Below are 13,904 nucleotides of genomic sequence, written 5' to 3' on the forward strand. Positions count from 1 at the left end.
TAGTGGCAAACACAGGTAAAGTATATTCTTGGGTTTGCTACGTCTAACTGCACCCTTCCTGCTCCTTTTAGAACATCCTTTCAAATTATGAGCTTGAAGCCACGGTGTGCCTATTAAAAATCCATTTACCAGAGTATAGATAAACCTATTCTGTTTAGGCTTATCCCTTACACCTATTTTACTAAAGTAATATGAAGCTTAACTTCAAAAGATTTATACTTTCTACCCTGCCTGTCATTGGACTTGCTGCATTTAGCTCCTGCCAGACCACAGGAAAGGTTGAAACCACAGCCAGCAACGATGGTGTTGAAACCATTACCATCTTACAGACAGCCGACATCCATGGGCAGCTGATGCCCCACCAGGAGATGTTTGTAGAGAATGGCAAGTTTGTATTTAAAGAGCGTGGCGGTATGGCCCACATACAGACACTCTTTAAGCAGGTAAAGGCAGAAAATCCGGGAGGTACCGTTATCGTTGACGGCGGCGACCTGATACAGGGAAGCGCCGTTGCCGCCATGTCGGAAGGAGATGCCATTGCCCCAGTTATCAAAGCAATGGACTATGATTTCCTTATTCCGGGTAATTGGGAAGTAATTTTCGGCAGCCAGAAAATGCGAAGTATACTGGAATCCTATGGCAAGCCGGTAGTATGCGCCAACATCTATGATGAGTCTACTTCAGCCATGCTTTACCCACCGTACATCATCAAAGAAATGAAAGGTGTAAAGCTGGGTTTTATCTCCTACAACGACCCGGAAGTACCGGTACGCCAAAACCCGGTATTCAGCAAAGGACTTATCTTTAAAGGTCTGGAAGATAACCTGCAACCCCTGATTAAAGAGCTGAAAGAAGAAAAAGGTGTGGACATCCTGTTCCTGGTAACGCACCTGGGAATTTCCAAACAGATATACCTGGCTGATCAGCCTGAGATTGAAGGCGTGGACTTTGTACTGGGCAACGATACACACGAGCGAATCCGAAAGCCGCTGAAGCGCAAGTATGCACAGGTAGTAGAACCTGGCGGATTTGGTTCTTTTGTTGGTCGCCTGGACCTGCAGGTGAAAGACGGTAAAATAGTAAACCAGAACTATGAACTGATTGATGTAGACCCAAAGAAATATCCGGCAGACCCAGTAGTGCAGAAAATAGTAGATGAACAGCTGGCGCCCTATAAAGCGCAGATGAGTCGCGTGCTGGGCTATACCACAGAGCCCTTGTACCGCTACCTGGTGGTGGAAAATGCTTTGGATAACATGATTACCGACGCGGTTCGCTGGAAGACAGGTGCAGACATTGCTATTTCAAATGGATTCCGTTTCGGAACTCCGATTGTACCGGACGCTTCGGGTAAAGCGCCCATCACCTACAGCGACATCTGGAACATGCTGCCCGTGAACGAGAACGTGAAAACAGGCAAGGCTACCGGCCAGCAGATAAAGGACTGGATGGAACAGGAACTGCATAACGTATTTGCAGAGAAGCCATTAGAGCGTTTTGGGGGTTGGGTAATCCGTTTTTCCGGAATGGAGTTAACCTTCAAAGCCAATGCCCCTAAAGGGGAACGTGTGCAGTCGATCACGGTTGGTAGTAAGCCTCTTGACCTAAAGAAGGAATACACCATGGCTGCCTGCCGCAGAACCGGTGAACCAGACCATGTGCTGTGCCGCATGCCGAACGCCAAAGACCCGAAAGTACTGGACTATACAGTGCACGATGTGATGGAAGAGTACCTGAAAAAGAAGGGCACAGTATCTCCAAAAATAGACGGAAGAGCCAAAGTGCTGGACCTGGAATCGCCGGTACTTTCTCAGCTACCAAACGTGGATTATACTTTCAGATAATAGTTTAGTGTTTGTGTTTCTAAAAGCAGGAAGTATAAACTTCCTGCTTTTTTTATGATCAACAGACAATTTTTTTTATGAAACACATCATGTGACAAAAGTCACATACACTTTAATAGGTATAAGCTAGCTTGTACTTCTATTCACTTTATACTACCATTATGAAAAATAATCAGGAACAAGACTTTGGCAGTCTGCTAATTAAGTTTTCAAACTTAATAGGCTTAAGTGCCCTTACTACAATTCTACTTCTGTTTATCGTAGTGATTTTCCGAGTTTCACCGACTCATACGTTTTTACCGGATTTGAGCCATATGTTTCAAGACAGTGCATCAGATGAAGTTCCTGAAACTATAGTAGAAGATGAGATGTGGAAAGCCCCTGATCTGGCATCACTACCTGCCACACCCGAAGGTGATCAGATAAAATATGGGCACGAGCTGGTAAAAAATACGGCGCAATATCTTGGTCCTGAAGGTAGTGTACTACATATATCGAACGGAATGAACTGCCAGAACTGCCACCTGGATGCAGGAACAAAGCCCTTTGGTAATAACTATGCGTTAGTAGCGTCTACCTATCCTAAAGTTAGGGCAAGATCCGGAATGGAAGAAGATGTAACGAAGCGTGTAACTGACTGCTTTGAACGTAGTTTGAACGGAACCGCACCTGATAAAGACTCTAAAGAAATGCAGGCAATGGTTGCTTACATCCAATGGGTTGGAAAAGATGTGAAAAAGGGAGATAAAGTGAAAGGCTCTGGTTTGATTAATATTGAAATGTTAGACCGTGCAGCCAGTCCGGAATTAGGCAAGGCAATATACATACAGAAATGCCAGGTATGCCACGGTACAGAAGGCGAAGGCATGAAACCAGAAGGAAGTGCCGTGTATGTTTACCCACCACTATGGGGCGGAAATAGCTACAACGATGGTGCTGGTTTATACCGCATTTCTAATTTTGCAAAATATGTGAAGGCTAATATGCCTTTAGGGGCAACGTATGATAAGCCACAGTTATCTGATGAAGAAGCCTGGGATATAGCTGCCTTTGTAAACTCAAAGCCAAGACCGACTAAAGACATCAGCAATGATTGGCCTGATATATCAAAGAAGCCTTTTGACCATCCTTTTGGGCCTTTTACTGATAACTTTTCGGAGCATCAACATAAATACGGACCATTTAAGGCAATCATAGAAGTTAAAAGCAGATCAAAGTAATGCTAACTTAGGCTTCTATGCATATTGCTGAAAATGAAGAGTTTGTAAAGTCTTCTGTTTTAGCAGATATTAAATCATCTCTAACACAGAAGACATTTTTTATTTAATACCTAAAGTTTTGTAACACCTATGTATTTATAGTTAAAGATTATACAAATAGAAATGCATTCCCATCATTAAAGCACTTTACCTTTCAGAAGTACTGTTCTCAACTAATTCACTGGTAGAATCAGCAATTTACTCCATAGCAAACACACAAAATTACCTATTCTAAAAAGCATAGCAGCATATGAAAAGATTAACGTTGTGAAGGCTAAAAATTATCTGCATATAAAAATTAATGTGCACAAGAGAGCATCCCGTATCAGGTAGTGCTTAAACTTTTATAAATGCTAATAGATACTTAATGTCAGCTTACATAACATCTTTTCTATACAGCAACAGAAATTGAAACTTTCAATTTGTCCCAGCTGATAACCATAGTACCATTATTATTACTTCCAGATACAATCTCGTAACGCAGGCGCTCCTGGTGCTGCTCTGTTGTTTCCGGTTTTACTTTGATGCGCAGTATATCCTCTGCCTCGGCATAGTCATCGGCCAAATGCTGCTCCCAGTTCTTGTTGATGATGATCGTCCACTCCTCTTTACCTGGGATGGTGAACAAAGCATACTTGCCGGCAGCTAAATTTTGCCCTCCAATGGTAATGTCTTTATCTGTTGTGAGGCTGGTGGCAGAGTGTGCCCCTGTTACCCATACCTGGTCATAAGCCACCAGGCCACCCCAGATGTTACGGCCACGTACGGCTGGAGAGTGATAGTTAATCGTCAGGTGCGCGTTGCCTATCATGCCGTGTGCCTCTGATTTCAGGCTTCCTTTCAGCGTGTCCGGTTCTGCTTGTACGCCAATATTGGTAGCTCCTTCGCTGGTTTGCATGTTGTTGCCGGCATGGTTAATCTCCTCCACAGGTGTTTCCTGCTCCTGCTCTGGCTGACTACAAAAAGTAAGGCCGGCACCAAGTATAACGACGGCAGCAATCTTACTAAAACGTACATTCATGTTCAAAAGCGTGTGATATAGTGATAGATAATAGGATTTTTATTTCTAAAACTACAAAATATACCTTTCACTCCGTGCTTTGCCAATGAAAAACAAAGAACCTGGCCAAAAGCAAATTTGGTCAGGTTCTTTACATCAGCGCGTACAGAAATTTGTTAGCCTGTACTCTATACTTTCAGATGATGTGTTTTATGCCTGCTGGCAGGCCTGCTCGCAACGGCGGCAAGCTTCGGCGCACATCTGGCAATGGTCATGCTTGTGCTTGGCGCACTCCTCGCCGCACGCACGGCAAACTCTGGCACACATATCCAGCACTTCCCTTGTAAAAGTGGAGTCGCGGGCTACGTAATCCTGTGCCATTTCGCAGATCGCGGCACAGTCCAGGTCCAGACGGATGCAGCGCTCCATCATCTTCACGTCATCCTCTTTCAGGCAAGACACAGCACAGTAGTTACAGGCGGCGGCACATTCGGCCAGCACAGAAAGCAGTTCTTTATTCATCGTTGCGTTCATAGTTTTTATATTTTTTGATAATAGATTCCCAAGTATACCTGCTCCCGACAGACCCGGTTTTACAGATTTCTGGATAATTTTTATAGATAATCTCAAGGCGATCAAACGGCTGACTACCCACTGTTTTATACTTTACCCAGGCTGTGCCGTATAGAGGGTAACCCTTTGCAGAACAATCATACGCATGAACAATGGATAAAAAGGACTGTGAACAGGTGCAGGAGTTGCATATAAAAAACATGGTGTGCCCCAGGTGCATAAAGGTTGTGCAGGACGAACTGGTAAGGATCGGAGTGAAGGTTATTGAGGTGGAACTGGGATGTGCAATAGTCTGTGTGCCAGACGTGGAGACTTTTAAAAGTATAACAGCCGCCCTGGAAGCCTTTGGTTTCGAACTGCTGCAAGACAAAAGAGCAACGTTAGTAGAGCAGATAAAACTGCTGATTCTCGATCTCATCCATCAGAACAAGCTTCCCCAACTGCAAACCACTATCTCTACTTACCTGGCCGACGAGTTACACAAAGACTATGGCACCCTTAGCACCACCTTCAAAGAGCTGGAAGAATTACCCCTGAGCAGATACGTGATACTCCAGAAGATAGAGCGTGCAAAGGAGTTGCTGGAGTACAAGGAGCAGAACGTAAGCGAGGTGGCCAGCCTGTTAGGGTACAAAAGTATACAGCATTTCTCCGCCCAGTTTAAAGAGGTAACCGGCTATACACCATTGCAGTACCGCAACCAGGAAATTCACCTCAGGGTACCGCTTACTGACGTGATAGAGCTTGGAGCTTAAGAAGCCATACTTAAAAGTATAAACAAAAGATAAGCTTCAGGCTCCCGCTGCCGCTTGATCATATCCACCACCAGGCCGGACCAGGTAAAGTCCTCGGCCCCATGCCCCGCACCGGTAAAAGGGTTATAGTACTCCCGAAATCCGCTCTTGGTTATGAGCTGCTTTATACTTTGCAGTAGGTTATCCGCCTCCGCCGTAAATCCCCTGTCCAGCAGGAGCTCCTGCAGAAACCAGTTAAATACCACCCAGGTAGGCCCACGCCAGAGGTAAAGCGATTCGTCGGGGTTAAAGGCAGCCTCATCCACGGCAAGCGAGGGCACCGGAAAGGGCACATGAAATCCGTCTTTATGCAGCAGATGCCGCTCCAGCACCCGCTGGCATACTTCCCTGGGCACGCTCCTGAGCACCACCGGAAAAAAGATGGTACCTGTCCGGATCTTCAGCTTCTTGTAATGATGGCCGTGCAGGTCGTAAAAGGCTGCGTCCTCTTCATCATACATGTGTCGCAAAATGGCTTGCCCCGTTATACTTGCCTGCTCCTGAAAATGCGTTTCGTCTTCATCACCAAGTATGGCGCACAATTTTGCAAGAGCATTTAGATTCTGCGCGTAGATGGTGTTGAAGGCAACATCCTTCACGATAAATTTATTGCTCCTGTAGATCTCGGGCAGGTTATAATTCTTAAAGAAATTGAAGGCGTCCACTTGTATCACTTTCCAGAACAGCAGCGGGCCGGCCTTGCCTTTATCGTAGCCAACCACCGGGTCGTAGCTGGCCTTCCAGTCCATACCCGACTCAAAAGGCGAGATGATGGACAGCAGCCCCTCCCCTTCAAAGTCGCGGTTTTCAGCCAACCAGCGGTAGTACTTCTTCAGCCGGGGCATCATCTCTTTCACAATCGCAGTATCCTTATCGGCCTGGTAAACGCGCAGCACCGCCTGCGCAGCGAGCGGGGGCTGCACCAGCGCCGACATGTGCGGTTTGTAGAGCTTCACCACATCCTCGGGCCGCAGCTGCAGCAGGTCAGTTACGCGGCCCGGCCACAGGCGTTTCCAGTAACTCATGTGCCCCACAAAGCCGTCGGGCCGCTGCATCTCGAACAGGCTGCGCATGTGCTTCTTGGCCATGTCCACCTCGCCCAGCGCCACCAGCGTGAACACATGGAAACAGGTGTCCCAGAAAAACTGGAAGGGGTAAGTGCCCGGCGACGGTTTGGTGAAGTGATAGTTGAACCCTGCCCGCTCCCCGCTGACCATGTTGCGGTGCAGCAGGTCACGCACGCGCTTTACCAGCTCCTCATCCGGCAGCACCTGCTGCCCCTGCTGTTGCATCGTTTTATTTGATGTAGTCATCCCAGCCGGCATAGCGTTGTTTAACAGGACCCAGCGGTATAGCCAGGGCCGCCAACGCCAAACCAAGTATAAGTGCCGTGATATTCAGCATGGTTGGCCCTCCCATAAACCAGGGTGCTGCCGCCACCAGCAGTCCCAGCGGTATGTTCAGGTAACGCCCGATACGCAATGGCTCTCCCATGCAGATAACCGATACCACAACTACCAAAGAGCCCGACAAATGCAGCACATCTGCTACCGGATCATGAATAGAAACCCCGAACAGCGTGGGCACAAACACCATAGCAGCGCCCAGCAAAGTTGCCAGCGACAGCGACCATGGGAAGCTCATGCCCCAGATAGATGCCGCATATACTTTGCCCGGCTCCTGCGGGAATTTCATCAGCTCCGGTGCGTGCTCCTCTTTCTCGCTGCCTTCTATAGTGCCGCCTTTCCAAAACGTCTTCCAGAAACTTTCGCCTTGCTGTACTTTCTTTTTCATGAACTGGCCCATGGCAATCACCTCATCCGCCTCCAGCGGGATCATGGGGAGCATGATGGCAGCGGCCAGCAAACAGAAGGTACACCAGGCACCTACCATCACCGGCTGCGAGATTACCAGGAAAATGTGCACCAGCCCCAGCGGGATAACCAGTATGCCGAACACGGCCACCATCCAGGGCATGGTGCGCCAGCGGGCGGGACTGCCCATCCAGCCCATCAGGAACTCAAAGGTATAAGCAATGGCTCCAAGACCCGCATCGGAGATAGGCAAAGAGTGCGACATGCTGGAGTTGAGCACCTGCTGGCTCTGGCCCCCGAAGAAGGGATCCCACACCGAATCAATGTAGCCCAGCTGGAAAGCGGCCAGGTAGCGCGACACGATCCATCCGAAGAACCCCAACACCATCATAATCCAGCGCTGCGGCCAGGAGCTGGGGTTGTAGCTCCAGCCCGGCGGCACCTTTGGCCCCATTTTCATATACATGATCATGTTCGGCATGCCCGGTATAAGTATGGTCAGGGCAATGATGAGGGCGCCTACCAAGGTATCGTTAAGGTAGGCCACCGCCGAAGGCGACCAGAAAAGTATAGGGGCCATGGTGAGCCAGATACCCACAAAGCAGCAAACCCAGAGACTGACGGGGCGATTAGGCGTAAGGCCGCGCCAGCCGAAGAAGATCAGCAGAGCACCGCTGATGATGTCGCTCCACTTCATAAAAGCGATGCGCTGGTCCATGTCCAGCCACACTGCCCTGCCCCCGGAAGGATTTACCGTGCCGATGCTGTAGTCGAAGGTGAAAGGAGAAACCAATACCCAGGCACCAAGTATGATGATCATCCAGTACACCCACAGCGTTTGCATGTGGTGCATGTGCAGCATCTTTTGGCGCATCTCGGGGTCCATCTTCATTTCGTGCCCCTTGTCTTTATCATCATCCCCACCTTCGTGCATTTTCTTGTTATGCTCACGCATTTGCTTCTCAGCCATTGGCCGGGTTACACCGCGCATGCCCATGTCGCCGCCCTGCTGGTGGACGTTGTCTTCTGTTTGTTTATGGTGGTCGTTATCCATGGCTCAGATTTGTACTTTATACTTTCAACTGCCTCCCCTTTCCTGCTTTAGCTCATTAGTCATCAAGCTTTACAATTGATTCCCATTGAACTAAAAGTTGCTTCATCCTTAATTTTACCCGCACCTGGCGGCATTGGTTTTATAAAATGAAGGAAAGTATTTATATAATACTTTATTCGTGCAACGCACGCTCCTGCACCAAGTATAAATACTTTGGACTCAGCCATAACGGCTGTAATTAAGATCATGAAACACGACCATTACGGGCATAACCCTAAAGAGCAGGCAAGGGAGCAGAAGGACCAAATAACCGAACGGCTGGAGGAGAAAACGTTGCACGGCCACGAGCACGCCGTGCATGATGACACCACCGGCCACCCACCGCACGGCGAGCACGGCCACGACCACCACCGCATGATGATCGAAGACTTCAAAAAGCGTTTTTGGGTGTCGCTGGTGCTGGCTGTACCTGTTATACTTCTGAGCCCGATGGTGCAGCACATCCTGGGCTTTTCGCTGGACGTGCCCTACGCCATGTACATCGCGTTCATACTTTCCTCCATCATCTACTTCTACGGAGGCTGGCCTTTCCTGACGGGACTGGCCGAGGAGGTGAAGAAAGGCGCACCGGGCATGATGACGCTGATCGGAGTCGCCATTACGGTAGCTTACCTTTACAGCACCGCCGTTGTGTTCGGACTTGAGGGCATGGACTTTTTCTGGGAGCTGGCTACGCTGATCGTGATCATGCTGCTGGGGCACTGGATAGAGATGCGCTCGGTGCTCGGTGCCTCCAAGGCGCTGGAGCTGCTGGTAAGTATGATGCCCGCCGAAGCTATGCTTATACGGGACGGGGAAACAGTGAAAGTGCGGATTGAAGACCTACAGAAAGGCGACCTTATACTGGTGAAGCCCGGCGAGAAAGTACCGGCAGACGGCGTGGTGGAGGACGGCGAAAGCCACCTGAACGAGAGTATGCTGACCGGTGAGAGCAAGCCGGTAAAGAAGACCAGCGGCGAGAAAGTAATCGGCGGCTCCATAAACGGCAATGGGGCGCTACGGGTGCGGGTAGAGTTTACCGGCAAGGAAAGCTACCTGAACAAAGTGATCACGCTGGTGCAGGAGGCGCAGAAAACCAAATCAGAAACGCAACGGCTAGCCGACCGTGCCGCCAAATGGCTTACCTATATTGCGCTTATTGCCGGATTTGGTACGCTGGCTGTTTGGCTTATACTTGGGCAGGAATTCGCTTTTGCCCTGGAGCGGATGGTGACGGTGATGGTCATCTCCTGCCCACATGCGCTGGGTTTGGCCGTGCCGCTGGTGGTGGCCATCTCCACGGCCGTGTCTGCCAACAATGGCCTGCTTATTCGTAACCGCACCGCCTTCGAGAACTCCCGAAAGATCACCACCATCATCTTCGACAAGACCGGCACCCTTACCCAAGGCTCCCACGAAATTGCCTCTGTCGTGACATTTAATACGGCAATGGACGGGCGCGAAATGCTGCGACTGGCGGCGGGTCTGGAGCAGAACTCGGAGCATTTTATCTCCCAAAGTATACTTCGCCGTGCAAAGGAAGAAGGTATAACGGTGCCTCCCTCCCAATCTTTCAACTACCTGCCGGGCAAAGGGCTGGAAGGCAAAGTAGAAGGCCGAGATGTGAAGGTAGTGGGGCCGAACTACATCAAGGAGTTCAACATACAGGTACCAGCAAGCGAGGCCGAAGAGGGCGTGGAAACAGTGGTTTATACTTTGGTGGATGGAGAACCGATTGGCTATATCACCATGCGCGACCAGATACGCGAAGAGTCGGCTGAGGCCATAAAGGTGCTGAAGGAGAACGGCATTAAGAACCTGCTGCTGACCGGCGACAACGAGCGCGTGGCCAAAAGCGTGAGTGACAAGCTACAGATGGACGGTTACCTGGCCAATGTGCTGCCGCACCAGAAGCAGGAGAAGGTAAAAGAGCTGCAGCACAAAGGAGAGTTCGTAGCCATGACTGGCGACGGCGTGAACGACGCTCCTGCCCTAGCGCAGGCCGATGTTGGCATAGCCGTTGGCTCCGGCACCGACGTAGCCGCCGAGACAGCCGACATTATACTTGTGAACAGCAACCCGCAGGACATTGCCTCGCTCATACTTTTTGGAAAAGCTACCTATCGCAAAATGATCCAGAACCTGATTTGGGCCACCGGTTACAACGTGGTGGCGCTGCCACTGGCGGCGGGGGTGCTCTACAACCAGGGCATTATGGTATCACCTGCAGTGGGAGCAGCACTGATGAGCCTGAGCACGGTAATCGTGGCCATTAACGCACAGCTTTTGCGAAGAGAGATCAGGTAATTTACTAAGTAGTTACAACAGTTAATCTGTTAATTTCATCAGGTTAAAACTATAAGCGTATACTACATTTAGGCACTAACCAACTCACAACAAACTATGAAAAATGTGAAAACAAACTTACAGCACTTTGCTTTCTTTGCAGCAACAACACTGACATTAACAGCCTGTGGCAACGAAAGCACTACCGCCACCACCGAAGGCACAACCGATATGGCTACTGAAGGCCAGGAACAGGATACAGCCATGATGACTGGTGGGCAGATAGGTGGCATGATGGGCCATATGCATCAGAACATGCAGGAAATGCGAAGCATGCGCGCACAGATGACCGGCGACCCAGACTATGATTTCGCCCTGTTGATGGCCCGCCACCACCAAGGCGGCATACGTATGGCCGACGAAGAAATTGCGAACGGCACTGACAGTAAACTCAAAGAAATAGCACAACGGGTAAAACAGTCTAATCAGGAAGAGATACAACAGCTACAGACTTTTACCAGCAAGCACACACCAACCAAAGCGGATACAGCTACAACTATGCGTATGATGCACCCGATGAACCGCATGATGCAGCAGATGCACCAGCAGGACATGAGCGGCATGAATACTGACCAGAACTTCGCCGCCATGATGGTCCACCACCACCAGATGGGTAACGAAATAGCTAAAGAATTCCTGAAAACAGGAAAGACCCAGGAAATGAAACAACTGGCCCAGAAAACCATTGACCAGCAGACAAAGGAAATAAATGAGCTGGAAACCTGGCAACAGCAGAATAAATAACAGCTATTAAAACTACTAGCAATTTGTTTGTCACACAACAAAAGTCTGTTGCATAAAAAGCATTAGAGTAATGAATTCTTAAGGTGAACATAGCTCAAAGAACTCCTTTAAAACTTCAAAATCCCTGCGGAAATGGTTCGATAATTCCATCCTTTGGTCTACACGACAATCCATCAAAACCCGCTTATTTCAGCAAATAAGCGGGTTTTTTGTTTCCAGAGTAACAGAAAAGTAACAAAAAAGATTTTCACCCTTGTTACTTCCTGACTTTTCTATAACATTCATATTTTTAAAAGTAGCACTGTACTTCTAATTCAAGATTTGATAGGCTCCTTCACCAGCTATCTTCCTTGAGCTAGGTATGAGCTATTTCTGTGTCATAACTAGAAAGCAACTCGTGAACACAAATACTACAATAGCTACAGCTTTACATTTAATTTGCACAGCAGCGAAGCACATAAATAGATGATCTTTGCTCAGGTATCACTCCCCTAATTGCTCCTATCTTTAATTTGTGCTAAGGCAAGTGTATTCAAAACTTACCTTAAAAGAATATATAAGGAATATATCCTCTAAATTAATATCTTATATATATATTTATAACCTACAATATAGTACACGCTTCCAATTTACCATACTACATGAAACATTTTTACTTCTTCCTTTTCACTATCTGCAGCTTACTTTTGATTTCTTGCGATTATTCCCCATCGGGAAGTCATTATGAAGAGGTCAGTCCTACACCTAACACTGCAATAACTCTTAACCTTGATGAATCAGGTGACACCCTTTATGCTCGTGGAAGTGTTTCTTATAATTTTACTATTAATACGGTGGGTAAGCATCTTTATGAATACCGGATGCAATTCGATGGCCAGACTGTATTACAAAACTTTGAAAAAAGCGGATCAATTTCTTTTGACACTAAGCATCTTACAGATGGGATTCATGAACTAAAGTTGCTTGTACAAACTGGATCTGGCACAGGTAGTTTAGCCGATAAAACCGGCGCAGAAAGGCTGGAAGCCTACAGAACTTGGGTCATGGTAATTGATAATGCTCCTCCTGCTGCTATTAATATTGCAAAAGTGTATGCAGAGGATGGCACACTTAAAATAACATGGGATAAATATCAGCGTCGTTATTTAAAAAAGATACATTTATACCGCTACGCAGATTATGGGGACGAAGTAAGACGAGTTAGCTATGGCCCGAATGACACCCTTGGCTATGACACGGAATATATAGGTGGATCTGTAAGTTATATGCTTGGTGCTGAAGACGTATCGGGGAATATTACATATGGCAATCGCGTACCATTTACAGCACCCACCCCTAAGCTTAAAAGTTATAAATATGAAAATACGAATGATTTAGTCTTGACCATAAGTACGAATAAATTTTATAATAATTTTGGCAAGCGTCGAATTGAGTTGTCAGCACACGACATTCACAGGAAATTCGAAACTACTAATGTAAACGACAGCATTATAACTTTTAAAGATCTACCTTTTGGAACAAGCTTTAACTTTTATTTAAACACAACACCTGAAAATACAGAAAACGCAAATATGTTTTCTGTCTGGCATAGTTCTGTCATACCTGGATTTGGCAGTGAAAATTCATTTGGTCCACTTGAGTTTACTGCATTTACACCTGCAACGAATCTCTTCTATCATCATAAAGGCGCTAGTATTAAGAATATTGACGCTACAACGATGCAAGTAATAAGCTCGGCAAGTTATAATATTGGCTCATTTACGATCTCAAACAATGGTAAATACCTGTATGTTTCTGTTTGGCCAAATCAAATACTTCAACTAGACCCTCAATCGCTTTCAGTTATCAATACCTTCAACTTAAATGAGTTAATACCAAAGCAATCCTATGATTATGTGTATTTAACTGCAACTAATACCAATAGGCTTCTTATTAACTATATCAGGCGAAGTGGTACGAATGTGTCCCATGTCTTTGATATGAACACTGGCACTCTTGAGCTAACAAATACAAACTCAACCTTACCTGCCTACAACTCAATTAGTCCAGATGGTCAAATGATTACATCTCCAAATTATTTGTACCAAAAAGATTCTTCTGAAGAATGGGTTAAGACATATACCCCTAACGTAACCTACTCAGAGCTCATTTATCACCCTACAGAACCACTTTATACACTCTATGGAAATCAAACTTTGCCATTTTATAGCACTACGACTGGTGCAGTAGTTAAAAGCTTTACAATGGATGCTGGCGTTTACTTTTCCCGAATAGATCCAGCAACAGGTTATGTTACTGCCTCAGATTCTGAATACTTATATATCTATGATATTAATAGGAACGTGCTCTTAAAAAAGATAAGGGTTGTGCATCCTGTATTTTTTTTCAAGAACAGACTTTATACCAACAACTATTATTTGCCTCTAACATTTTAACT

10 protein-coding genes are annotated in these 13,904 nt (G+C 47.0%); 6 read left to right on the forward strand and 4 right to left on the reverse strand.

Annotation, left to right across the window (positions count from 1 at the left end; genetic code table 11):
* Positions 1 to 191: 191 nt before the first annotated feature.
* Both H7F15_RS05780 and H7F15_RS05785 read left to right on the forward strand, forming a co-directional pair.
* Positions 192 to 1,844: a bifunctional UDP-sugar hydrolase/5'-nucleotidase gene (locus H7F15_RS05780; protein ID WP_185196020.1), complete on the forward strand. Its 1,653-nt coding sequence runs from the start codon at positions 192 to 194 to the stop codon at positions 1,842 to 1,844.
* Positions 1,845 to 2,005: 161 nt separating this feature from the next.
* Entirely contained in the window at positions 2,006 to 3,064 is a 1,059-nt protein-coding gene (locus H7F15_RS05785; protein WP_185196021.1) for a c-type cytochrome, read from the forward strand.
* A gap of 430 nt (positions 3,065 to 3,494) precedes the next feature.
* Here H7F15_RS05785 and H7F15_RS05790 read toward each other — a convergent pair whose 3' ends face one another.
* Positions 3,495 to 4,124, reverse strand: coding sequence for a DUF2911 domain-containing protein (locus tag H7F15_RS05790; protein WP_185196022.1), 630 nt, complete (start codon positions 4,122 to 4,124; stop codon positions 3,495 to 3,497).
* Positions 4,125 to 4,313: 189 nt separating this feature from the next.
* Positions 4,314 to 4,637, reverse strand: a complete 324-nt coding sequence (locus H7F15_RS05795) for a four-helix bundle copper-binding protein (RefSeq protein WP_185196023.1) — start codon at positions 4,635 to 4,637, stop codon at positions 4,314 to 4,316.
* Between the two features lie 191 nt (positions 4,638 to 4,828).
* On the opposite strand from H7F15_RS05795, the gene H7F15_RS05800 reads away from it, so the two are divergent.
* Positions 4,829 to 5,431 (forward strand): AraC family transcriptional regulator, encoded by a 603-nt coding sequence (locus H7F15_RS05800; protein ID WP_185196024.1) that lies wholly within the window; start codon positions 4,829 to 4,831, stop codon positions 5,429 to 5,431.
* Here the strand turns inward: H7F15_RS05800 and H7F15_RS05805 are convergent.
* Positions 5,428 to 6,783 (reverse strand): amylo-alpha-1,6-glucosidase, encoded by a 1,356-nt coding sequence (locus H7F15_RS05805; RefSeq protein WP_255481109.1) that lies wholly within the window; start codon positions 6,781 to 6,783, stop codon positions 5,428 to 5,430. The genes H7F15_RS05800 and H7F15_RS05805 overlap by 4 nt on opposite strands.
* Positions 6,767 to 8,338, reverse strand: a complete 1,572-nt coding sequence (locus tag H7F15_RS05810; RefSeq protein WP_185196025.1) for a vitamin K epoxide reductase family protein — start codon at positions 8,336 to 8,338, stop codon at positions 6,767 to 6,769. The genes H7F15_RS05805 and H7F15_RS05810 overlap by 17 nt, the downstream gene beginning before the upstream one ends.
* 246 nt (positions 8,339 to 8,584) lie before the next feature.
* Between H7F15_RS05810 and H7F15_RS05815 the strand changes: the two genes are divergently transcribed.
* From H7F15_RS05815 to H7F15_RS05825, 3 genes are all read left to right on the forward strand, one after another.
* Complete coding sequence (locus H7F15_RS05815; protein ID WP_185196295.1) at positions 8,585 to 10,684, forward strand: copper-translocating P-type ATPase; 2,100 nt, start codon at positions 8,585 to 8,587, stop codon at positions 10,682 to 10,684.
* Between the two features lie 96 nt (positions 10,685 to 10,780).
* On the forward strand, positions 10,781 to 11,467 hold the full coding sequence (locus H7F15_RS05820) for a DUF305 domain-containing protein (RefSeq protein ID WP_185196026.1): 687 nt from the start codon (positions 10,781 to 10,783) through the stop codon (positions 11,465 to 11,467).
* A 641-nt stretch (positions 11,468 to 12,108) separates the two neighbouring features.
* Entirely contained in the window at positions 12,109 to 13,902 is a 1,794-nt protein-coding gene (locus H7F15_RS05825; protein WP_185196027.1) for a hypothetical protein, read from the forward strand.
* Positions 13,903 to 13,904: the final 2 nt, after the last annotated feature.

The sequence above is a fragment of the Pontibacter sp. Tf4 genome (assembly GCF_014212495.1).
GTDB lineage: Bacteria > Bacteroidota > Bacteroidia > Cytophagales > Hymenobacteraceae > Pontibacter.

What these genes read in the sequence shown, in the direction of transcription:
- H7F15_RS05780 (WP_185196020.1), top strand. Translation starts at nt 192, where the DNA reads ATGAAGCTTAACTTCAAAAGATTTATACTTTCTACCCTGCCTGTCATT.
- H7F15_RS05785 (WP_185196021.1), top strand. Translation starts at nt 2,006, where the DNA reads ATGAAAAATAATCAGGAACAAGACTTTGGCAGTCTGCTAATTAAGTTT.
- H7F15_RS05790 (WP_185196022.1), bottom strand. Translation starts at nt 4,124, where the DNA reads ATGAATGTACGTTTTAGTAAGATTGCTGCCGTCGTTATACTTGGTGCC.
- H7F15_RS05795 (WP_185196023.1), bottom strand. Translation starts at nt 4,637, where the DNA reads ATGAACGCAACGATGAATAAAGAACTGCTTTCTGTGCTGGCCGAATGT.
- H7F15_RS05800 (WP_185196024.1), top strand. Translation starts at nt 4,829, where the DNA reads ATGGATAAAAAGGACTGTGAACAGGTGCAGGAGTTGCATATAAAAAAC.
- H7F15_RS05805 (WP_255481109.1), bottom strand. Translation starts at nt 6,783, where the DNA reads ATGACTACATCAAATAAAACGATGCAACAGCAGGGGCAGCAGGTGCTG.
- H7F15_RS05810 (WP_185196025.1), bottom strand. Translation starts at nt 8,338, where the DNA reads ATGGATAACGACCACCATAAACAAACAGAAGACAACGTCCACCAGCAG.
- H7F15_RS05815 (WP_185196295.1), top strand. Translation starts at nt 8,585, where the DNA reads ATGAAACACGACCATTACGGGCATAACCCTAAAGAGCAGGCAAGGGAG.
- H7F15_RS05820 (WP_185196026.1), top strand. Translation starts at nt 10,781, where the DNA reads ATGAAAAATGTGAAAACAAACTTACAGCACTTTGCTTTCTTTGCAGCA.
- H7F15_RS05825 (WP_185196027.1), top strand. Translation starts at nt 12,109, where the DNA reads ATGAAACATTTTTACTTCTTCCTTTTCACTATCTGCAGCTTACTTTTG.